Genomic DNA, 21,589 nt, shown 5'->3' with positions numbered 1-21,589 from the left:
GACGCCTGCGTGCAAGGCCCGGAGAGATTTCATTCGAGGCGCCCCCCGGCGCCGGACGCCGGAGGCGTCGAATGATTCGAGAGGGGATGACGGGAATCGAACCCGCGTGATCAGTTTGGAAGACTGAGGCTCTACCATTGAGCTACATCCCCGTGAGCGGCCTGGCCGCACGGGTGAGACCAGCATAAGGCATCCGACGAGGTCGCTCAGTCACGGCCCCTCGGTGTCGGCTAGACTCGACGCGGCCTTCACGTACCCGACCTCAACGGGGCTCACGCGTGCCGGCCGGTTCCAGGCTGATACACGGGGCGTAGCGTAGTGGCTAGCGCGTCCGTTTTGGGGGCGGAAGATCGCAGGTTCGAGTCCTGTCGCCCCGACGATCGTCTACCTGCTGTCTCGGATGTGAGTTCAGCGCCACCAACACAGGAGAAGCCCCACATTGGTCCAGACCACGGTTGAGAAGCTCAGCCCCACGCGCGTCAAGCTCAACATCGTCGTCACCCCCGACGAGCTCAAGCCCAGCGTCACGCACGCCTACGGTCACATCGCCGAGTCGGTCAACATCCCCGGGTTCCGCAAGGGCAAGGTGCCGCCGCCCATCATCGACCAGCGCGTCGGTCGTGAAGAGGTGTTGAACCACGCCGTCAGCGAGAGCCTCGACAAGTTCTACCGCGAGGCCGTGACCGAGACCGAGATCCGCGTCCTCGGCCGTCCCGAGGCCGACGTGGTCGAGTGGCCGAACGTCAAGGACTTCTCCGGCGACCTGAAGATCGCCGTCGAGGTCGACGTGCGTCCCGACTTCGACCTGCCCGAGTACGACGGCCTCGAGCTGACGGTCGACACGGTCGACATCACCGACGACGAGATCGCCGAAGAGCTGACGAACCTGCGTACCCGTTTCGGCACGCTGGTCACCGTCGACCGCCCCGCCACCACGGGTGACTTCGCGCAGATCGACCTGACGGCCACCATCGGCGACGACGTCGTCGACACCGCCAAGGGCATCTCGTACGAGCTCGGCTCGGGCGAGCTGATCGAGGGCATCGACGAGGCCCTCGAGTCCCTCACCGCCGGTGAGAGCACCACCTTCGAGTCGAAGCTGCTCGGCGGGGACCGCGAGGGCGAGACCGCCCTCATCGCCGTCGACGTCACGGCCGTCAAGGAGCGCGAGCTGCCCGAGGCCGACGACGACTTCGCCCAGATCGCCAGCCAGTTCGACACGATCGACGAGCTCAAGGGCGACCTTAAAGAGCAGCTCGCCAAGTCGAAGACCTTCGGTCAGGGTGCCCAGGCACGCGACCAGGTCGTCGAGAAGCTGCTCGAGGCCGTCGAGATCCCCGTCCCCGAGAAGCTCGTCGAGGACGAGGTGCACCGTCACCTCGAGCAGGAGAACCGCCTCGAGGACGACGAGCACCGCGCCGAGGTGAAGGAGAGCAGCGAGAAGGCCTTCCGCAACCAGATCCTCCTCGACGCCATCGCCGAGAAAGAGGCCGTCAAGGTCGAGCAGGACGAACTGACGCAGTACCTCATCCAGGGTGCGGCGCAGTACGGCATGGAGCCCGGCGAGTTCATCAAGGTCCTCGACCAGAACGGCCAGATCCCCGCCATGGTCGGCGAGGTCGCCCGCAGCAAGGCCCTCGCGGTCGTGCTCAGCAAGGCCAAGGTCGTCGACGGCAAGGGCGACTCGGTCGACCTGTCCGCCTTCACGGCGACCGCCGGCGTCGGCGGCGACGACGACGACCACGCGGGTCACGACCACGCGTAAGCGAGAGCGGCGGGTCGGCTGACCCGTCACGTCCGAGAGGGCCGGGTGCGAGTGCGCACCCGGCCCTCCGTCGTTCCCGGCACCGCGCCTCCCGGGCTCGTGGACGGGCCCCCGACGGGGCCGGGGAGGCGCGGTATCTGCCGTGGGCGAACAGCCCGGAACCCGTGCGTTGGCTCCGATAGATTCGACGACAAGCGACAACGAATGGGAGCTCCACCATGGCCGACGTGACACTGCCCAACAGTGTTTTTGACCGACTGCTCAAAGACCGGATCATCTGGCTCGGCTCTGAGGTCCGCGACGAGAACGCCAACGAGATCGCCGCGAAACTGCTGCTGCTCGCTGCGGAAGACAGCGAGAAGGACATCTACCTCTACATCAACTCGCCCGGCGGGTCGATCACGGCGGGCATGGCGATCTACGACGCCATGGAGTTCGTGCCGAACGACATCGTCACCGTCGGCATCGGCATGGCCGCCTCGATGGGCCAGCTGCTCCTGACGGCCGGCACCAAGGGCAAGCGCTACATCACGCCGAACGCGCGTGTCCTGCTGCACCAGCCGCACGGCGGGTTCGGCGGCACCTCGTCGGACATCCAGACGCAGGCGCAGCTCATCCTCTCGATGAAGCGTCGACTGGCCGAGATCACGGCCGCACAGACGGGCAAGACCGTCGAGCAGATCAACGAAGACGGCGACCGCGACCGCTGGTTCACCGCCGAGGAGGCCCTCGAGTACGGCTTCGTCGACCACATCCGCGGCTCGGCCACCGACGTCGTCGGCGGCGCCGGCACCGACCAGGCCTAGGCCCTTCGCCCCTTCGTCAGAACGAGAAAGAGAAGAACTCATGGAACTCCCGATGATGGGTGGCGCGGGTCGCGTGCAGACCCCCAGCTCCCGGTACATCCTGCCCAGCTTCGAAGAGCGGACGGCCTACGGCTACAAGCGTCAGGATCCCTACGCGAAGCTGTTCGAAGACCGCATCGTCTTCCTCGGCGTGCAGGTCGACGACGCCTCGGCCGACGACATCATGGCCCAGCTGCTCGTGCTCGAGAGTATGGACCCCGACCGCGACATCACGCTGTACATCAACTCGCCCGGTGGCTCGTTCACGGCCATGACGGCCATCTACGACACGATGCAGTACATCCGTCCCGAGATCCAGACGGTCTGCCTCGGTCAGGCCGCCTCGGCCGCGGCCGTCCTGCTCGCCGCGGGTCAGCCCGGCAAGCGTCTCGCCCTGCCCAACGCCCGCGTGCTGATCCACCAGCCCGCGACCGGTGGCAGCAGCGGCGGCCAGGCCTCGGACATCGAGATCCAGGCCGCCGAGGTGCTCCGCATGCGCACCTGGCTCGAAGAGACCCTGTCGAAGCACTCGAACAAGACGCCCGAGCAGGTGAACCGCGACATCGAGCGCGACAACATCCTCGGTGCGCAGGAGGCCCTCGACTACGGTCTCGTCGACCAGGTCCTCGGTTCGCGCAAGAACCAGCCGGCGGCGCTCACGCGCTGATCACGGCACGACGACGACGGCCCCGGGCACCCGCCCGGGGCCGTCGTCGTGTCGACGGGCGGACGGACGCCCCGGCGTCCGTCCGCCACCACCGCGGATGTGCTCGAACCCCCCGGGTCGGTCCGTGAGTGTCGGCGGATCGGGTTAGGCTCGTCCCACACGACGACCGGTCCCGGTCGATGACCTCAGCCAATCAGGGAGGCCGAGCATGGCGCGCATAGGTGAGAGTGCCGATCTGCTCAAATGCTCGTTCTGCGGCAAGAGCCAGAAGCAGGTCCAGCAGCTGATCGCCGGTCCCGGCGTCTACATCTGCGACGAATGCGTCGAGCTCTGCAACGAGATCATCGAAGAGCGCCTCGCCGAGGCCGGCGACGAACCCGCGAGCGAGTTCGACCTGCCCAAGCCCCGCGAGATCTACTCGTTCCTCGAAGAGTACGTGATCGGTCAGGACGCGGCGAAGCGTGCGCTGTCCGTGGCCGTCTACAACCACTACAAGCGGATCCGTGCCGCCTCCACCCTCACGGCCGCCGAGTCGCTGGCCGACGAGGTCGAGATCTCGAAGTCGAACATCCTGTTGATCGGCCCGACCGGCTGCGGCAAGACCTACCTGGCCCAGACCCTCGCCAAGCGACTCAACGTGCCGTTCGCCGTCGCCGACGCCACGGCCCTGACCGAGGCGGGTTACGTCGGCGAAGACGTCGAGAACATCCTGCTGAAGCTGATCCAGGCTGCGGACTACGACGTCAAGCGGGCCGAGACCGGCATCATCTACATCGACGAGATCGACAAGATCGCCCGCAAGGCCGAGAACCCGTCCATCACGCGAGACGTCTCGGGCGAGGGCGTGCAACAGGCACTGCTCAAGATCCTCGAGGGCACCGTGGCCTCGGTGCCGCCGCAGGGTGGCCGCAAGCACCCCCACCAAGAATTCATCCAGGTCGACACGACCAACGTGCTGTTCATCGTCGCCGGGGCGTTCGCCGGACTCGAGGACATCATCTCGAACCGCGCCGGCAAGCGGGGCATCGGCTTCGGCGCCCCGCTGCACAGCAAAGAGGACGAGGCGGCCCTCTTCAGCGAGGTCCTGCCCGAAGACCTGCACAAGTTCGGTCTGATCCCCGAGTTCATCGGCCGTCTGCCCGTGGTGACCACGGTGACGCAGCTCGACCAGCCGGCCTTGATGCAGATCCTCACCGAGCCCAAGAACGCCCTCGTGCGGCAGTACCAGCGCATGTTCGAGATCGACGGGGTCGAGCTCGAGTTCGATCGCGGCGCCCTCGAGGCGATCGCCGACCTGGCCGTCCTGCGCCAGACCGGTGCCCGTGGTCTCCGCGCCATCCTCGAAGAGGTCCTCGGGCCGATCATGTTCGACGTTCCGTCCGACGACACCGTCGGGCGCGTCGTCATCACGCGGGCGTCGGTGCTCGAGAACGCCGCGCCCACGATCGTGCCGCGCCTCGTCGAGCAGCGCACCGAGAAGTCCGCCTAGCAGCGACGTCAGAACGCCCCGGCCGGTTCGGCCGGGGCGTTCTCGTGTCAGGCGAGGCCGCGGCGGGCGAGCAGCGGCTCGACGCGGGCGTCCCGCCCACGGAAGTCGCGGTAGGCCTCGAGGGGGTCCTTCGAGCCGCCGACGCCCAGCAGGCGTGCGCGGAACCGGTCGCCGTTCTCGCGGGTCAGCCCGCCGTTCTGCTCGAACCACTCGACCGTGTCGGCGTCGAGCACCTCGCTCCAGATGTACGAGTAGTAGCCGGCGTCGTAGCCCCCCGAGAAGGTGTGCGCGAAGTACGTGCTCGAGTAGCGGGTGGGGACCGACGCGAGGTCGAGGCCGACCGCGGCCAGCGCCTCCTGCTCGAACGCCTCGACGTCGGTGACCGCCGCGGCCTGGGCCGACGAGAGAGCGTGCCAGGCCTGGTCGAGCAGGGCCGCCGCGAGGTACTCGCTCGTCTCGAAACCCTGGTTGAAGCCCTGGGAGGCGAGGAGGGCGTCCACCAGTCGTTGCGGCAGCCGGTCGCCGGTCTCGTGGTGCACGGCGTAGTTTGCGAGCACCTCCGGCCAGAGCATCCACATCTCGTTCACCTGGCTGGGGAACTCGACGAAGTCGCGGAAGACGTTGGTGCCCGAGAAGCTCGGGTAGGTCACCCGGGCGACGAGACCGTGCAGGGCGTGCCCGAACTCGTGGAAGAACGTGGTCACCTCGTCGAGCGTGAGGAGGGTCGGCTGGTCGGCCGGCGGCTTCGGGACGTTGAGGTTGTTCACCACGACGGTGGGCAGCCCGGTGAGCGACGACTGCGAGACGAGCGGGTTCATCCAGGCGCCGCCGCGCTTGCTGTCGCGCGTGTAGAGGTCGAGGACGTAGAGGCCGACGTCGCCGCCGTCGGCGTCGGTCACCTCGAAGACCCGCGCGTCGGGGTGGTAGCCCATGAGGTCGGCGCGTTCGGCGAACCGCAGGCCGTAGAGCAGCCCCGCGGCGAAGAAGACGCCGTCCTGCAGCACGCGCTCGGCCTCGAAGTACGGGCGCATCGCGGCCGTGTCGACGTCGTGCTCCTCGGCGCGCACCCGTTCGGTGTAGAAGGCCCAGTCCGAGGCCCGGATCGTCCGGCCGGCGACGCGCTCGAGTTCGGCCTGCTCGGCGCGGGCGTTCCGGGCGGCAGGAGGCGCCAGTCGCCCGAGCAGGTCGGCCACCGCCCCGGGGGTGCCCGCGGTCTCGCCCGCCGTGACGTAGGCGGCGTGCGACGCGAAGCCGAGCAGTTCGGCCCGCTCGGCGCGCAGCCGGGCGATCTCGAGGACGAGTTCGCGGTTGTCGTGGTCGCCTCCGCGCCGTCCACGCGAGAGCGACGCCTGCATGATCCGATCGCGGAGTCCCTCGTCGGTCAGGCTCGCCAGGTAGGGGTGCCCGCTGAAGAGGACGAGCGTGATGACGTAGCGGCCCTCGAGCCCTCGCTCTCGGGCCGCCTCGGCGACGGCCGCGATCGCCCCGGCGTCGAGTCCGTCGAGTTCGGCGACGTCGTCGACCACGACGGCGAGGTCGTTCGTGTCGGCCAGCAGGTTCTTCTCGAACCTCGTGGACAGGGTGGAGAGCCGGCCGTTGAGGTCGCGGAGGCGGACCTTGTCGTCGTCGGCGAGGGCGGCTCCCGAGCGGGTGGCCTCGGCGACGAGCCGCTCGACGAGGTAGCGCTGCTCGGCGGTCAGGTCGAGGGCGTCGCGGCGCTCGTGCACGCTGCGGAGACGGGCGAAGAGCCGCGGGTCGAGTCGGATCGCGTCGGCGTGCGCCGCGAGCCGCGGGGCGAGTTCGAGTTCGAGGGCGTCGGTGGCCTCGGTCGAGTCCGACGAGGTCTTGTTGAAGAAGACGTGCTGGACACGGGTGAGGATGGCACCGCTGCGTTCGAGGGCGGCGACCGTGTTCTCGAAGGTCGGCTCGTCCGGGTCGGTCGCGATCGCCTCGACCTCGGCCAGCTGTTCGGCGAACCCGGCATCGAACGCGGGGCCGTAGTCGTCGTCGGTGATGCTCGCGAACGGCGGCAGGGAGTACGGCAGCGTGCTGAAGGAGAGGAACGGGTTCGTCATCAGCCCACACTAGGAGGCGCGCTAGGGTCGCCGCATGAGCGAACGCCCCGAGACGCCCGCCCGGTACACCCACGGCCACCACGAGAGCGTGCTGCGCAGCCACGCGTGGCGGACGGTCGAGAACTCCGCCGCGTACCTCGAGCCGCACCTCGTGCCCGGGGTCAGCGTCCTCGACGTCGGGTCGGGGCCGGGGACCATCACCGTCGACATCGCCGGCCGCGTCGCGCCCGGTCGCGTGATCGGCATCGACGCCGCCGCCGGCATCGTCGAGCAGGCGACGTCGCTCGCGGTCGGGGCGGGGCTCCACAACGTCCACTTCGAGACCGCCGACCTGTTCGCCCTGCCGTTCGACGACGACGCCTTCGACGTGGTGCACGCGCACCAGGTCCTGCAGCACGTCGGCGACCCGGTCGCCGCCCTGCGCGAGATGCGCCGGGTGGCGCGGCCCGGGGGAGTCGTCGCCGTCCGCGACGTCGACTACCACGGCTGCGTCTGGGCACCCGAGAACCCGGGTCTCGACCGGTGGATGGACGTCTACCAGACCGTGCACCGGGGCAACGGCGGTGAACCCGACGCCGGGAGGCGCCTCAAGGGGTGGGCGCTCGAGGCGGGCTTCGTCGACGTGGCGAGCAGCGCCTCCGTGTGGTGCTTCGCGTCCGACGAGGACCGCACGTGGTGGGGCGACAGCTGGGCGGCCCGCGCGACGGAGTCGGCGTTCTACGCCGACGCGATCGAGAAGGACGCCGCGACGCACGACGAACTGCACGCTATCGCCGACGCCTGGCGCTCGTGGCGTGACGCCCCCGACGGCTGGTTGATCATGCCGCACGGCGAGCTGCTCGCCCGCGCCTGACGGCTCACGACCTCCCCTGTGGAGGCGACGTGCCGCTCACCTCGAGAGGTGAGCGGCACGTCGTGGCTCCGAGGACGGGCCGGTTCAGTCGTCGTCGCCCTCGGCGTCGACGGGCTCGTGGATGCGGGCCTCGCCGGTGACGGCGTCGACCCGGATGACCGTGCCGTCGTCGAGTTCGACGACGGGGCGACGCTCGAGCCAGGTCAGCGTCCAGCGCCACGACGTGGCGTCGACGCCCTGGTCGGAGAGTTCACGCTCGACCTGGGCGACCGCCCCGAGGACCGCAGCGGGCAGCTCGGCAGGAGCCGCGCCTCCGACGCTCCACCGCGTACCGAGCTGCATCAGGCACCCGCCGTCGGGGCCGGAGCGGCAGCAGCGCCGGCACCGGAGGCGGACGCGCCGGCGTCGGCCGGCACCTCGGCGAACACGATGTCGCCGACCGCCAACTCGTCACCCTCGGCGAAGGACAGCTCGGCGATCTTGCCGACCGCGGCGAGGTCACCCGCCGCGAGCTTCACGAGGTCGAGCTGGGCCGAGGGGCCCGTGATGACGGCCGAGGCCACCGGGGTCTTCTGCGAGGCCTTGGCGTCCGACTTCGCCCGCCGGACGAAGATCAGTGCCTGCCCGACGAGCCCGACGAGGCCGGACGAGGTCTCGCCCTCGGAGAGTCCGAGCTCGTCGACCGTCGGCCACGCGGCCCGGTGCACCGAGTCGTCGTGCGTCCAGGACCAGACCTCTTCGGTCGCGAACGGCAGGTAGGGCGCGAGCAGACGCAGCAGGCCCTCGAGCACCGTGCGCAGCGCGAGCACGGCCGAGGCTTGCTCGGCCGGCGTGGTGGCGCCGTAGGCGCGCTCCTTCACGAGTTCGAGGTAGTCGTCGCAGAACGTCCAGAAGAACTTCTCGGTCGTCTCGAGAGCCCGGGCGTGGTCGTAGCCCTCGAGCGCCTCGGTCGCGGTCTCGATCACGGCGGCGAAGGATGCGAGGAGGTCGCGGTCGAGCGGCTGGGTGATCTCGAACTCACCCGACGGCAGCTCGAACGAGTACACGAACTTGGCGGCGTTGAGCACCTTGATCGCCAGACGGCGACCGATCTTGATCTGCTTGGGGTTCTGGGGGTCGAACGCCGCGTCGGTGCCCAGGCGGCTTGACGCCGCCCAGTAGCGCACCGAGTCCGAGCCGTGGTCGTCGAGCATGGCGGCCGGGGTCACCACGTTGCCCTTCGACTTCGACATCTTCTTGCGGTCGGGGTCGACGATGAAGCCCGAGATCGAGGCGTTCTTCCACGGCACGGTGCCCGACTCGAGCTGCGACCGCAGCATCGTCGAGAAGAGCCAGGTGCGGATGATGTCCTGCCCCTGGGGGCGCACGTCGTACGGGAACACGAGGTCGAACAGCTCGGGGTCGCGCTCCCACCCGCCGGCCAGCTGCGGGGTGAGCGACGAGGTCGCCCAGGTGTCCATGACGTCGACCTCGCCGACGAATCCACCGGGCACGCCCCGCTGCGACTCGTCGTATCCGGGGGCGGCCTGGGACGCCGGGTCGATGGGGAGCTGCGCCTCGGTGGGAACGATCACCTGGTCGAAGACGGGGTTGCCGTCGCCGTCGAGCGGGTACCAGACCGGGATGGGCACGCCGAAGAAGCGCTGGCGCGAGATCAGCCAGTCGCCGTTGAGGCCGTTGACCCAGTTGTCGTAGCGGACGCGCATGAAGTCGGGGTGGAAGGCCACCTGGCCACCGCGCTCGAGCAGCGAACCCTTGAGCTGCTCGTCTCGGGCGCCGTTGACGATGTACCACTGACGCGTCGACACGATCTCGAGCGGCTTGTCGCCCTTCTCGAAGAACTTGACCGGGTGCGAGATCTTGCGGATCTCGCCCACGAGCTCACCCGACGCGGTCAACTGCTCGACCACGGACTGCTTGGCGCTGAAGACCGTCTTGCCGGCCAGGTGCGCATAGGAGGCGCGCCCCGCCTCGGACGTGATGGCCTCGGGGGCCTCGCTGACGAAGCGGCCGTCGAAGCCGATCACGGCACGGTTCGGCAGCTGCAGCTCGCGCCACCAGACCACGTCGTTGGTGTCGCCGAAGGTGCAGACCATGGCGATGCCCGAGCCCTTGTCGGGCTGTGCGAGGTGGTGGGCCACCACCGGCACCTCGACGTCGAACAACGGCGACCGGACGGTCGTGCCGAACAGCGCCTGGTAGCGCTCGTCGTCGGGGTGCGCGACGAGGGCCACGCAGGCCGGCAGCAGCTCGGGCCGCGTGGTGTCGATCAGCACGTCGCCCTGACCGTCGGTGCGGTGGAACGCGAGCTTGTGGTAGGCCCCGGGCATCTCTTTGTCCTCGAGCTCGGCCTGCGCCACGGCCGTGCGGAACGTGACGTCCCAGAGCGTGGGGGCGTCGGCCTGGTAGGCCTCGCCGCGGGCCAGGTTGCGGAGGAACGCCTTCTGGGCGATGGCCTGCGAGTCGTCGTCGATGGTGCGGTAGCTCTGGGTCCAGTCGACCGAGAGGCCGAGCTTCCGCCAGACGTCCTCGAACTGCTTCTCGTCCTCGACGGTGAGCCGCTCGCACAGCTCGATGAAGTTGCGGCGCGAGATCGGCACCTGGTCGGCGGCCTTCGACGACTTGTTGTCACCCCCCTCGAAGGGCGGGGTGAAGTCGGCGTCGTAGGGCAGCGACGGGTCGCAGCGCACACCGTAGAAGTTCTGCACGCGACGCTCGGTGGGCAGTCCGTTGTCGTCCCATCCCATCGGGTAGAACACGCGCTTGCCGCGCATGCGCTCGAACCGGGCCTTGACGTCGGTGTGCGTGTAGCTGAACACGTGACCGATGTGCAGGCTGCCCGACGCCGTCGGCGGCGGGGTGTCGACCGAGAACACGGAGGCGCGGGTCGCGTCGGTGCGGTCGAAGCGGTAGGTGCCGCCGGCCTCCCAGACCTGACCCCAACGGGCCTCGAGTCCTTCGAGGGCGGGCTTCTCGGGCATCGCTGACGGCATGGTCTTCTCCGGTTCTGTGGACGGCACCGTGTCGGTGGGGAGGTGCCTGGTTGTGGGACTCCGACCAGTGTACGCACCCCCGCGATGGCTCCTCGTGGACCGCCACCGCGCCTCCTGCGCGCTGCGGTGCCTGCACGCCTGCACCCCCTGCACTGGTACTGACATGGCGGTTCTGTTAGGCTCGACGGGTTTTTTGCCGACGCTGGGGTCGACTGCCACCGCCCGACGACCTGGAGGCCTCACCCGATGTCAGCCAAGAAGAACGACAGCAAGAAGCCCGCCCGCCGCAGCCTGACCACCGACGACGTCACCGTCGTCGAAGAGGGTCTGCTCAAGCGCGCGGTCAGCGCCGCAGCCCTCGGAAACGCCATGGAGTGGTTCGACTTCGGCGTCTACGCCTACATCACGACGACCATCGCCCAGGTGTTCTTCCCGCCGGGCAACGACGCGCTCAACATCCTGTTCACCTTCGGGACGTTCACCGCCGCGTTCATCGTGCGGCCGATCGGCGGCGCGTTCTTCGGCCCGCTCGGCGACCGCATCGGACGCCAGAAGGTGCTCGCCCTCACGATGATCCTGATGGCCGCGGGGACGCTCGCCATCGGCCTGATCCCGTCGTACGCGACCATCGGCCTCTGGGCGCCCGTCCTGCTGCTGTTGGCGCGCCTCCTGCAGGGCTTCTCGACCGGCGGTGAGTACGGAGGCGCGGCCACGTTCATCGCCGAGTACTCGCCCGACAAGCGCCGCGGCTTCATGGGCTCGTGGCTCGAGTTCGGCACGCTCGCCGGCTACGTGCTCGGTGCCTCGCTGGTCACCGGCCTGCAGCTCGGCATGAGCGAGGAGACGCTGCTCGCCTGGGGCTGGCGCATCCCGTTCCTGATCGCCGGGCCGCTCGGCCTGATCGGGCTCTACCTGCGCCTCAAGCTCGAAGAGACGCCGGCCTTCCAGAAGCAGCAAGAAGAAGCCGCCGGTCGCGAGCACGTCAAGGTGCCCCTCGTGAAGCTCTTCGCCGAGAACTGGCGGGCGTTGATCGTCTGCATCGGCCTGGTGCTCGTCTTCAACGTGACCGACTACATGCTGCTGTCGTACATGCCGACCTACCTCACCAACACGCTGGGCCGCAGTGCGACCTCGGGGCTGTTGCTCGTCATCGTCGTGATGGTGCTGATGATGATCGTCATCACGTTCAGCGGACGCCTGAGCGACCGGTTCGGCCGTCGACCGGTGCTGTTCGCCGGCTGCGTCGGATTCTTGGTGCTGTCGTGGCCGGCGCTCAAGCTCGTGCAGTCCGAGAGCACGCCGCTCGTCTTCGTCGGCCTGCTGGTGCTCGGCCTGGTGCTCGTCACGTTCACGTCGACCATGCCGTCGACGCTGCCCGCGCTGTTCCCGACGATCATCCGCTACGGCGCACTGGCCATCGCGTTCAACGTGTCCGTCTCGCTCTTCGGCGGCACCACGCCCCTGGCCACCGAGGCGCTGGTCGTCTGGGCCGAGGGCGAGGGCTTCTCCTGGGCCCACGACATCCCCGCCTTCTACCTCATGGCCGCGGCCGTGATCGGCCTCGTCGCCGTGTGGTTCACGAAGGAGACCGCCAACGAGCCGCTGCTCGGCTCGGGCCCCTCGGTCGCGACCGACGACGAGGCGCGCGAGCTGGTCGAGGCCTACGCCGACGAGTCGAGCGAGGTCGCGAAGTCGGACTGGGCGCTCGAGTGGGCGCAGTCCGGCCTCATCGACGTGGTCGACCCGAAGGCCGCCGAGGCCGACGCCGCCCGCCGCGGCTGAGGCGGCTGCCCGCCCCGGCGGGCCGGGCCGCGTCCGCCCCGGGGCAGGGGCCGGTTAGGGGCAGGGCCCGGCTAGGGGCGGGCGGCGAGCAGGGCGCGGGTGTGGGCGTGCTGCGGGGCGGAGAACACGTCGGCCGTGCGGCCCTGCTCGACGATCCGGCCCTCGTGCATCACGGCGACGCGATCGGACATGTGCTCGACGACGTCCAGGTCGTGCGAGATGAAGACGTAGGCGAGCCCGTCCTGTCGCTGCAGCTCGTCGAGGAGGTCGAGCACCTGGGCCTGGACCGAGACGTCGAGCGCCGAGACCGGCTCGTCGCAGACGATCACCCGGGGCCGCGGGGCCAGGGCGCGCGCGATCGCCACCCGCTGCCGCTGTCCGCCCGACAGGGTGTCGGGCCGACGCGTCACCGTGTCGGCGTCGAGTCCGACCCGTGCCAGCAGGGCGACGACCTCGGGCTCGACGGGACCGAGGCGCGTGCTGCGGCCCGACGTCAGCGCGTCGGCCAGCAGACGGCCGACCGTGAACCGGGGGTCGAACGAGCTCGAGGGGTCCTGGTAGACGGCGCCGAGGTCGCCGCGGCGGGTCCGACGGTCGCGCTCGCGGGCCGGGGCCCAGGACGTGCCGAGCAGGTCGACCGTCCCGGCGTCGGGGTCGTCGAGGCCGAGCAGCAGGCGGGCCGTCGTCGTCTTGCCCGAGCCCGACGCGCCGACGAGGCCGAGCGTCTCGCCGGCCCCGAGCCAGAGCGAGACGTCGTCCACGGCGACCCGGTCGGGCCCCCGGCGCCCCGGGAAGACCCGGCGCAGGCCCGTCGCCACGAGGACGGGGCCGGACGGGGGAGTCGTCGCCGCGACCGGCGTCGACGGGCCGGGAGCGCCTCCTGGGCCGGGCGCGTCGGAGGTGACCGGCGTCGTCGACGCGGGCGCGCCTCCTGCGTCCGTGCCGTCGGAGGTCGTGGGGGCGGAGAGGCGGCGACCCCGCGGGGCCCCTCCCGGCAGGGCGGCGATGAGCATGCGCGTGTAGTCGGCCTGCGGCGAGTCGAGCACGGTCGCCGTGTCACCCTGCTCGACGACGTGCCCGTCGCGCATCACGACCACGCGGTCGGCCAGGCGCCGGACGACCCCGAGGTCGTGACTGATCGCGAGGACGGCCGTGCCCGTGTCGCGCAGGGCGGCGAGTCGGTCGACGACGAGACGCTGCACCTCGGCGTCGAGGGCGGTGGTGGGCTCGTCGGCGACGATCACGCCGGGTCGCAGGGCGAGGGCCGCGGCGATGAGCGCCCGCTGCCGCAGTCCGCCCGACAGCTCGCCCGACCGCAGCCCCCGGCGCACCTCGGGGTCGGGCATGCCGACCTCGGTGAGGGCCTCCCGCACGCGGGCTCGGCGGGCGGCCGGCGAGAGTCGCGTGTGCAGTCGTAGCGCGTCGTCGATCTCGCGGCCGACCGGGCGCAGGGGGTCGAGCGAGACCAGGGCGTCCTGCAGCACGAGTCCGATGCGCGGTCCCCGCAGCCGACGCCAGCCCCGTTCGGACAGGGTGAGCAGGTCGTCGTCACCGAGCCGCAGGGCGTCGGCCGTCACGGTGCCACCGGTCAGCCCGAGCAGGGCCCGCGCGGTCACGCTCTTGCCCGAGCCGGACTCGCCGACCAGGGCCACGCACTCGCCGCGACCCATCGAGAACGACACGTCGTCGACGGCCGTCACCCCACCGAAGGTGACGTGCAGGCGGTCGACGACGAGGTCGTCCGAGGAGGCGCGGTGCCGGTCGCGGGGAGCGGCGCCGGTCGCCAGCGGGTCCGTGGTCATCGCCGTCCTCCTCGTCCGCGTCGTGCGAGACCTCGCCCCAGCACCGTGGCCGACGCGGCGGTCACCACGACGGCGAGCCCCGGGAAGACGGTCATCCACCAGGCGACCGCGAGGTACGTGCGCCCGGCCGAGAGCATCGCGCCCCACTCGGGTGCCGGGGGCGGCGACCCCAGCCCGAGGTAGCTCAGCGACGAGGCCCAGACCACGGCCTGACCGAGGCCCAGCGTGGCGAGCACGACCACGGGGGCGAGGGCGTTCGGCAGCACGTGACGCACGAGGACGAGCCCGGGGCGACGGCCGAGCACGGTCGCGGCCTCGACCATCGGCGACCGGCGGACGGCCGCCACCTGGCTGCGGACGATCCGCGCGTACCCCGGCGCGGTCGCGAGGCCGACGGCGATCGTCGCCGGTACGGCCCCCGGCCCGGTGAAGGCGATGACGACGAGCGCCAGCAGGAGGCCGGGCAGGGCGAAGAGCACCTCGAGGACGCGGCTCACGCCGGCGTCGGTCGCGCGGCCGACGAAGCCGCGACCGCCGAGGCCCGCCAGGACGCCGAGGACCACGCCGAGTCCCGTCCCGATCATCGTGGCGACGAGGCCGATCGTCAGCGAGGCACCGGCTCCGTGGACGACGCGGGTCCACACGCCTCGCCCCGACTCGTCCGTGCCGAACGGGTGCGTGAGCGACGGACCGGCGAACGCGTCGGTCGGCGATACGGCGAGCGGGTCGGCGGGGGCCAACAGGCCCGGTGCGACCGCCATCACGACCAGCAGCGAGAGCAGTGCGGCCGCCACGAGTTCGGTCGGGCCGAGCGGCAGGCGCCGCCGGGCGGTGCGGGACGAGGAGGCGCGGGCCGGGTCGGCACCCCGGGGCAGGTCGGGCAGCGCCGTCATGCCGCGCGTCCTCTCGGGTCGACCGCGCGTTCGGCCAGGTCGCCGAGCGCGACCACGACGACGTAGGCGAGCGCGGAGACCAGGGCGACGCCGGTCACGAGCGGGATGTCGCGCAGCGTGACCGCGCCGAGCAGGGTGCGACCGAGACCCGGGCGGGCGAAGACCGACTCGACCACGACCGCGCCGCTGAGCAACGAGCCGAAGGCCCAGCCCGACAGGGCGAGCCCGGGCAGCGCCGCGTGTCGGAGCAGGTGGCGGACGAAGAGTCCCGACGGGCCCTCGCCCCGGGCACGTGCCGAGAGGGCGAACGGGGTGGCCGCCGCGTCGAGCAGCGAGTCGCGGGTGACCTGCCCGAGGAACCCGGCGACGGGGATCGCCAGGGTGACGACCGGCAGGACGAGTCCCGCGGGGGTTCCCGTGCTCACCGGGGGCAGCAGCCCGAGCCGGGTGCTGAAGACGAGGATGAGCAGACTCGCCAGCCAGAAGTGCGGCACGGCCGAGGCGACGACCTCGAGACCCGACGACACCGCGGAGGCGATCCGGCCGCCGAGGGTCGCCCACCAGGCCGTCGCGATCGCGATCGACCAGGCCACCACCAGGGCGAGGAGCGCGAGACCGATCGTGCCCGGCAACTGGTCGAGCAGCAACCGGCCGACGTCGGTCCGCAGCGAGTACGACGTCCCGAGGTCGCCCGTGGCGAGCCGTCCGAGCTGCGCGAGGTACTGCACGAACAACGGCTGGTCCAGGCCGTACTGCCGACGGACGGAGTCGAGGGCCTCGGCCGAGGCCTGCGACCCCGGACCGCCGAGGATCGCCTCGGCCGGGTCGCCCGGGACGAGCCGGATGGCGAAGAAGATCAGCGTCGCGACGGCCCAGAGCACGAAGAGCGCGCCGAGCAGGCGGCCGACGAGCCACCGACCCGCCCGTCGCCACCGCCCCGGACGCACTCGATCAGCTCGTCTTGTAGGCGTCGTACATCGTCGGTGCCTGGACCGTCGGCAGGGCCCGGACGCCCTGGACGGCCGAACGCACCAGGTAGTGGTTCTGCTGGTCGTACAGCGGCAGGACGTGCCATCCCTCGAGGATGGTCTGCTGGGCCTGCTGGTAGAGGTCGGCGCGCTCGTCGGCGTCGCTCGTCCGGGAGGCGCGGGTCAACAGGTCGTCGAGGGCCGGGTCGCTCGTCTGCGAGAGGTTGGCGAAGTAGCCGCTCGGGGCGGGGGTGATGCCGTCGCTGTCGTAGAGGATGCGCAGCACGTCGGGGCCGACCTTCGTGTAGGGCGCGCTCACCAGGTCGTACTCGTTCGCCGCGAGGGCGCCGTACCAGCTCGAGAGGTCGAGGGGTTCGAGGGTGACGTCGAAGCCCAGGTCCTTCGCGCCGGCCTGGACCTGCTCGAAGAGCGACTGCTCGGCGGGGATCGACTGGTTCGTGCTCACGGGGAAGGTCGCGGCGAGTCGCACGCCGTCCTTCGTGCGGTACCCGTCCGCGTCGCGGGTGGTCCACCCCGCCTCGTCGAGCAGGTCGTTCGCCGCGTCGGTGTCGACGTCGAAGAGCGACTCGTCGGAGAACGCCAGGGGCTCGACGCTCGACAGCGGACTGTACGACCGCTTCGCCGTGCCGAAGAACAGCGAGTCGATGCCCGAGTCGACGTCGACACCGCGGATGAACGCCTCGCGGACGCTCGCGTCGTCGAAGGGCGCCTTGCCGGCGTTGAGCTCGATGCGGTTGGAGGCGCCGGGACGCGGGGCGTCGATCTCGTCGAGCGAGTCGTCCTTCGCCGCGGCGACGAGGGTGTCGGGCTGCGCGTTGTCGATCACGTCGACCTGGCCGGCCTGCAGCGCGGCGTAGCGGGACGCCGAGTCGGGGATGAAACGCCAGACGATCTCGTCGAGGTGGGCGGGCCCCTGGTGCCCGGCATCGGCCGGCGGCGAGCTGTAGTCGTCGTTGCGGGTGAGCACGACCTGTTGCTGCTTGGTCCACGACTCGACCGCGAACGGGCCGGTGCCGACCGGTGACTCGCAGTTGACCTCCTGGCTCCGGGTCAGGGCCTCGGGTGACTCCATCGCGAGCCAGGGCTGAGAGAGGGACTCGAGCAGGGCGCTGTCGGGCTCGCTCAGGTCGAAGCGTGCCGTGCGCGCGTCGACCGCCTCGACGCCGGTGACCTTCCCGAGGGCGAGGTACCCGGTCGACGACAGCGTCGCGGGGTCCTGGAGATGGGCGACGTTGGCCGCCACGGCGGTGGCGTCGAAGGGGGTGCCGTCGGTGAACGAGACGCCGTCCTTGAGCGTGAAGGTCCAGCTGAGGCCGTCGGAGCCCTCTTGCCACGAGTCGGCCAGCCACGGGACGATGTCGCCGTTGGCGTCCTTCGAGACGAGCGACTCGAGGTACTGCGTCGACACGAGTGCCTGCGGGTAGTTGCCGCCGACGTGGGGGTCGAGGCAGGTCGGCTCGGCGTCGCCCGAGGCGTAGGTCAACGTCCCCCCGGCGACCGGGGTGGACGAGGTGTCCGGGTCGCCCCCGCTCGTGCAGCCGGCGAGCACGAGGCTCGCGACGGCGGTGGCGGCGATCAGGACGGGCAGGCGGCTGCGCATGGGGCTCCGGGGGAGTGACGGGACGTCGGGTGAGATCCGACGACGCCGAGACGAGGCGGCATTCGTGGACCGGGTGCAACAAGTGCGCCGTCGAGTCTAGCGGCATGATGGTGGCCATGTCAGATGGACCAGACGCCACCCGCCCTCGGCGGCCGGTCGGCCGACCGCGTCGCTCGTCCGCCGAGATGCTGGCGGACGCCGCCGCCGAGTTGTTCCTCGAGAACGGCTACGCCGGGACGACCGTCGACGACATCGCCCGTCGGGCCGGCGTCAGCCGTGGCACGTTCTTCAACTACTTCGAGGCCAAGTCCGACCTCTTCTGGCTCGACCTCGACCGGAGCCTCGCCGATCTCGGCGACCTGCTGCGCGCCTCCTCCGAGCTGTCGCCGGTCCGCGCGGTCGAGGCCGCACTCGTCGCGCTCGCCGAGGCCCACGACCCCGAACGCGTGCCCTGGGCCCTGACCCAGTCCGAGGCGATGGCCCTCGGCGACGACCTCGTCGCCTCGGCCGCGGTCCGGTTCGTGCGTCAGCAGGGGGCGGTCGCCTCGTACGTGGCCGAGCGGTCGGGGCGGGATCGGTCGGATCTCGCGGCACAGGTGATCGGTTCGACGTTGATCGCGGCGGCGGCGACCGCCATCGCGAACTGGGCGCGTGCCGGGGTTTCGCGCGGCCCCCTCGGGCCGGTGGTCGCGGCGGCCGTGGGCCCCGTCGCGGACGCACTCGACGCCCGGGAGGCGCGCTCGGCCTAGACCGTCGGCGTCGGTGACGTCGACGGGGACGTGGGCGAGAGGACGTCCACGAGCTCGGCGCGCTTCGGGAAGACCCACTTGTTCATCGCCCAGTACCGGAACACCATGGCGAGCATGGTGCCGATGATCGGCCCGCTGACGAAGTCGGCGATCTCTTGCGTGGTGCGCGAGACGTTCGGCACCTCGAGGCCGAATCCGTAGCGCGAGAGGTAGAGCGGCGCGGAGTTGAGGCCGACCCCGATGACGCTGACGATGACGAAGAGCAACATCTCGTGGGCGGTGTGACGCTCGCCTCGGTCGTCGAACGACCACTTCTTGTTCATCCAGTACGAGAAGACCGTCGCGACGATGATGCCCAGCGCGAGGGCGGTGACGGGGTGCTGAGGGATGACGAACAGCTTGAGCCCGTAGTTGATCACCATGGTGATCACGAAGCCGATGCCCCCGACGACGAGGAACCTCGCCGCGGAAGGGTGCTCTCTGATGAGCTTGATGACTGCTTGCACTGCATCACGGTAGCCGAGGGCGCGATGAAGCGGCTGAAAGCGACCACGGGATGCGTCACAAATCACCCCCCGAACGAGAGGGTGAGCCCGTGCAGCGCCGAAGGGTTGAGGGCGGCTCACTCTTGCGGATGACTTCTCGTCACGGCCTGGTCACGGCGTGAGGATCCGTCGCCCCCGGTGGCTAACGTCGTGCTCGTCGGACCGGATCACCGGGACGGCGACCGGTCGCCCCGGGGTGGGTCAGGGCGACCGGTCCACCCTGACTCACTGAAGAGGACACCACTCATGAAGAAGACCGTGTCGACCGCCACCGCGCTGTCGACGGCCATCGTCATCGCCCTGGGGGGCATCGCGCTGAGCGGACAGGCGGCGTCTGCGGCGTCGGTTCCCGGGAGCGTCGAGGCGCAAGTCGCGACCGCCTCGCCCCGATCGGTGGGGGAACCCCAGGACGGACAGGGAAGCACGGACCAGCCCGTTGCCACGGCCGGGCCATCGGCCGAGCCGGTCGACCAGGCCGCTCCGGTAGGGGGAGCCGCTCCGGTGGATGAGGCCGCTCCGGTGGATGAGGCCGCTCCGGTGGATGAGGCCGCTCCGGTGGATGAGGCCGCTCCGGTGGATGAGGCCGCTCCGGTGGACGAGGCCGCTCCGGTGGATGACGGGGCGCCCCTTGCTGCGCAGGCCGAGGCGTTTTCGCTCGTGAGCCCGGTCGAAGGCGCGGTGTACCCGACGCTCGGCTACGAACTGGTCATCGACACGACGGAGGACTCGATCGCCGTCGTCGTGTACGACGGGGCCGGACAGCCGATCGTCAACGAGCCCACGGTCGCGGGACCGCGTATGACGCAGACGATCTACCTGCCCGACGAGGCGCCGGCCGATCAGGCGATCACGGTCGTGGTGTCGGACGCGCGAGGGGCCCTGCTCGGATACGAGACACGGAACTTCCGGATCGACGTCCCGACGTCCCCGGCCGTGACGGTGAGCACGCCCCGAACCGGTGCGATCGTGACGGCAGACTCCGAGTACCCGGGTCTGGGTGTGTTCGCGATCGCCGGAACGGGCGTCCCCGGATCGGCCATCGCCTTCACGGTCGAAGCCTTGAGCGGTCAAGAGGGGTGGGGTCACGACTACGACCCACCCCGCGTCGGCGCCGACGGTACCTACCGCTTCTTGGAGGTCCTGCCTCACGGGTCGTGGCGGCTGCTCGTGAGTCAGTACGTGCCTCGCGGTGACGGCCTGGCCGGTCTCGAGGGTCCGCCGTTCAGCCGCATGTCCGTACCCGTCGTGGTGGAATTCGCACTGGTCGCTCCGGCTGCGACGGCTCCGGAGGTGCCACCGGTCGCTCCCGCCGTCATCCCGGTCGTCTCGCGGCCCGTGAACCCGGTCGGCGTGGATGTCGTCCCCGTGGCGCACCGCTCCGACCTCGCCTACACGGGCTCCTCCGAGACGACTCCGTGGGCGGGTCTCGCCGGCATGGTCCTCGTGGGTCTGGGGGCGGCGACCGTCCTCGTCACGCGGCGCCGCGCCTCCCGGGGCTGAACCGCCGCGCGGCCGTCAGTGACGAGCCGGGTCGGACGCCCTCCGTGGCGTCAGGCTCGGCTCGTCCGGCGTCGAGAGTGTGAGCACGGCCTCCTCGACGGCGTCGTGGTCCTCGAGCTGCCGCTCGACGCGGCGCAGGGCGACGGCGACGTGCTCTTCGCGGTCGTCGCCCGTCATGTCGACGGCGGCGACCAGGTAGAGCCGACCCGGACCGACGAACTCGGTGTGCAGGTAGGTGACCCGCTCGATCTCGGGGCGCGCGAGCAGACGTTCGAGCACGGTCGACTCGAGCTCGTCCGAGGGGCTCTCGCCGACGAGGAACCGCCGGTTGCGGTCGATCAGCACCAACGCGACCACCCCCAGGAGCACGCCGACGGCGATGGACCCGATCGCGTCGAACACCGCCGAGCCGGTGACCTGGTGCAGGAAGATCCCGAGGAAGGCGATCAGCAGGCCGATCAGGGCCGCCGCGTCCTCGGCGAACACCGCCCGCAGGGTCGAGTTCGAACTGCGCAGCACGTGCCGCAGCGTCGGCACCTGCCGTTCGGCCGCCGATCCGCGGGCCTGACGGAACGCCTGCAGGAAGGACGTGCCCTCGAGCACGAAGGCGATGGCCAGCACGACGTAGTTGATCAGGTAGTTCTCGGCCTCCTCGTCGGCGGTCAGCTGGGAGATGCCGTGCTGGATGGACACGACGGCCCCGACGGTGAACAGGCCGAACGCGGCGAACATCGACCAGACGTAGGTCTCCTTCCCGTAGCCGAGGGGGTGCGCGTCGTCCCGTCGCTTGACGCCCCGTTTGTCGGCGACGAAGAGGAAGATCTCGTTGCCCGTGTCCGCCCACGAGTGCGCGGACTCCGCCACCATCGACGCGGAACCGGTGAGGAAGGCGGCGACCGTCTTGGCGACGGCGATCAGCAGGTTGGCGACGAACGCCACGATCACGGTGACCGTGCTCTCGGGCTTGACCGGGGGGTCGGACGGGGTGGAGGACATGGCCTCGATCCTGCTCCTCGGGACGGCCTCGCGCCTCCTCGGCTCT

At 70.6% G+C, this 21,589-nt stretch carries 17 protein-coding genes and 2 tRNA genes; 9 read left to right on the top strand and 10 right to left on the bottom strand.

The window, feature by feature from the left end; translation table 11 throughout:
• Positions 1-81: 81 nt before the first annotated feature.
• Positions 82-152 (bottom strand) — tRNA-Gly (locus tag ARTHRO9V_RS10255).
• 152 nt (positions 153-304) lie between these two features.
• Here ARTHRO9V_RS10255 and ARTHRO9V_RS10250 point away from each other — a divergent pair.
• From ARTHRO9V_RS10250 to clpX, 5 genes are all read left to right on the top strand, one after another.
• Positions 305-377 (top strand) — tRNA-Pro (locus ARTHRO9V_RS10250).
• A gap of 62 nt (positions 378-439) precedes the next feature.
• Complete coding sequence (gene tig, locus ARTHRO9V_RS10245) at positions 440-1,765, top strand: trigger factor (protein WP_056048379.1); 1,326 nt, start codon at positions 440-442, stop codon at positions 1,763-1,765.
• 218 nt (positions 1,766-1,983) lie between these two features.
• Positions 1,984-2,571 carry an ATP-dependent Clp protease proteolytic subunit gene (locus ARTHRO9V_RS10240; RefSeq protein ID WP_043597035.1) on the top strand — a complete coding sequence of 196 codons (588 nt, stop codon included), beginning with the start codon at positions 1,984-1,986 and terminating at the stop codon, positions 2,569-2,571.
• A 40-nt stretch (positions 2,572-2,611) separates the two neighbouring features.
• Positions 2,612-3,277, top strand: a complete 666-nt coding sequence (locus tag ARTHRO9V_RS10235; protein WP_056048376.1) for an ATP-dependent Clp protease proteolytic subunit — start codon at positions 2,612-2,614, stop codon at positions 3,275-3,277.
• A gap of 208 nt (positions 3,278-3,485) precedes the next feature.
• Entirely contained in the window at positions 3,486-4,766 is a 1,281-nt protein-coding gene (clpX, locus tag ARTHRO9V_RS10230) for an ATP-dependent Clp protease ATP-binding subunit ClpX (protein ID WP_043597039.1), read from the top strand.
• Between the two features lie 47 nt (positions 4,767-4,813).
• On the opposite strand, the gene ARTHRO9V_RS10225 is transcribed toward clpX, so the two are convergent.
• Positions 4,814-6,841 (bottom strand): M3 family metallopeptidase, encoded by a 2,028-nt coding sequence (locus ARTHRO9V_RS10225; RefSeq protein ID WP_159826925.1) that lies wholly within the window; start codon positions 6,839-6,841, stop codon positions 4,814-4,816.
• A 34-nt stretch (positions 6,842-6,875) separates the two neighbouring features.
• Between ARTHRO9V_RS10225 and ARTHRO9V_RS10220 the strand changes: the two genes are divergently transcribed.
• Positions 6,876-7,694 (top strand): methyltransferase domain-containing protein, encoded by an 819-nt coding sequence (locus ARTHRO9V_RS10220; protein WP_159826923.1) that lies wholly within the window; start codon positions 6,876-6,878, stop codon positions 7,692-7,694.
• 84 nt (positions 7,695-7,778) lie between these two features.
• On the opposite strand, the gene ARTHRO9V_RS10215 is transcribed toward ARTHRO9V_RS10220, so the two are convergent.
• Together ARTHRO9V_RS10215 and valS are read right to left on the bottom strand one after the other, a co-directional pair.
• Positions 7,779-8,036: a hypothetical protein gene (locus tag ARTHRO9V_RS10215; RefSeq protein WP_123571857.1), complete on the bottom strand. Its 258-nt coding sequence runs from the start codon at positions 8,034-8,036 to the stop codon at positions 7,779-7,781.
• On the bottom strand, positions 8,036-10,675 hold the full coding sequence (gene valS, locus ARTHRO9V_RS10210) for a valine--tRNA ligase (RefSeq protein WP_159826921.1): 2,640 nt from the start codon (positions 10,673-10,675) through the stop codon (positions 8,036-8,038). The genes ARTHRO9V_RS10215 and valS overlap by 1 nt, the downstream gene beginning before the upstream one ends.
• Positions 10,676-10,933: 258 nt before the next feature.
• Between valS and proP the strand changes: the two genes are divergently transcribed.
• Complete coding sequence (proP, locus tag ARTHRO9V_RS10205; protein WP_159826919.1) at positions 10,934-12,469, top strand: glycine betaine/L-proline transporter ProP; 1,536 nt, start codon at positions 10,934-10,936, stop codon at positions 12,467-12,469.
• Between the two features lie 71 nt (positions 12,470-12,540).
• Here the strand turns inward: proP and ARTHRO9V_RS10200 are convergent, their stop codons facing one another.
• Genes ARTHRO9V_RS10200 through ARTHRO9V_RS10185 form a run of 4 tightly spaced genes read right to left on the bottom strand, consistent with a single transcriptional unit; the run spans position 12,541 to position 17,753 of the window.
• Positions 12,541-14,271 carry an ABC transporter ATP-binding protein gene (locus tag ARTHRO9V_RS10200; RefSeq protein WP_159826917.1) on the bottom strand — a complete coding sequence of 577 codons (1,731 nt, stop codon included), beginning with the start codon at positions 14,269-14,271 and terminating at the stop codon, positions 12,541-12,543.
• Positions 14,268-15,164 (bottom strand): ABC transporter permease, encoded by an 897-nt coding sequence (locus ARTHRO9V_RS10195; RefSeq protein WP_159826915.1) that lies wholly within the window; start codon positions 15,162-15,164, stop codon positions 14,268-14,270. The genes ARTHRO9V_RS10200 and ARTHRO9V_RS10195 overlap by 4 nt, the downstream gene beginning before the upstream one ends.
• Complete coding sequence (locus ARTHRO9V_RS10190; RefSeq protein ID WP_159826914.1) at positions 15,161-16,111, bottom strand: ABC transporter permease; 951 nt, start codon at positions 16,109-16,111, stop codon at positions 15,161-15,163. The genes ARTHRO9V_RS10195 and ARTHRO9V_RS10190 overlap by 4 nt, the downstream gene beginning before the upstream one ends.
• A 4-nt stretch (positions 16,112-16,115) precedes the next feature.
• Positions 16,116-17,753: an ABC transporter substrate-binding protein gene (locus tag ARTHRO9V_RS10185; protein ID WP_159826913.1), complete on the bottom strand. Its 1,638-nt coding sequence runs from the start codon at positions 17,751-17,753 to the stop codon at positions 16,116-16,118.
• A 116-nt stretch (positions 17,754-17,869) separates the two neighbouring features.
• On the opposite strand from ARTHRO9V_RS10185, the gene ARTHRO9V_RS10180 reads away from it, so the two are divergent.
• Positions 17,870-18,502 (top strand): TetR/AcrR family transcriptional regulator, encoded by a 633-nt coding sequence (locus tag ARTHRO9V_RS10180; protein WP_159826912.1) that lies wholly within the window; start codon positions 17,870-17,872, stop codon positions 18,500-18,502.
• On the opposite strand, the gene ARTHRO9V_RS10175 is transcribed toward ARTHRO9V_RS10180, so the two are convergent.
• Positions 18,499-19,008, bottom strand: a complete 510-nt coding sequence (locus tag ARTHRO9V_RS10175; RefSeq protein WP_056048350.1) for a GtrA family protein — start codon at positions 19,006-19,008, stop codon at positions 18,499-18,501. The two genes, ARTHRO9V_RS10180 and ARTHRO9V_RS10175, sit on opposite strands and share 4 nt — an antisense overlap.
• A gap of 285 nt (positions 19,009-19,293) precedes the next feature.
• On the opposite strand from ARTHRO9V_RS10175, the gene ARTHRO9V_RS10170 reads away from it, so the two are divergent.
• Positions 19,294-20,547 (top strand): LAETG motif-containing sortase-dependent surface protein, encoded by a 1,254-nt coding sequence (locus ARTHRO9V_RS10170; protein ID WP_201298933.1) that lies wholly within the window; start codon positions 19,294-19,296, stop codon positions 20,545-20,547.
• A gap of 15 nt (positions 20,548-20,562) precedes the next feature.
• Here ARTHRO9V_RS10170 and ARTHRO9V_RS10165 read toward each other — a convergent pair whose 3' ends face one another.
• On the bottom strand, positions 20,563-21,543 hold the full coding sequence (locus tag ARTHRO9V_RS10165) for a cation diffusion facilitator family transporter (RefSeq protein ID WP_159826911.1): 981 nt from the start codon (positions 21,541-21,543) through the stop codon (positions 20,563-20,565).
• Positions 21,544-21,589 lie beyond the last annotated feature (46 nt).

It is taken from the genome of Frigoribacterium sp. 9N, from assembly GCF_902506305.1.
Lineage (GTDB): Bacteria > Actinomycetota > Actinomycetes > Actinomycetales > Microbacteriaceae > Frigoribacterium.
This window is presented reverse-complemented; position numbering and strand designations above follow the sequence as displayed.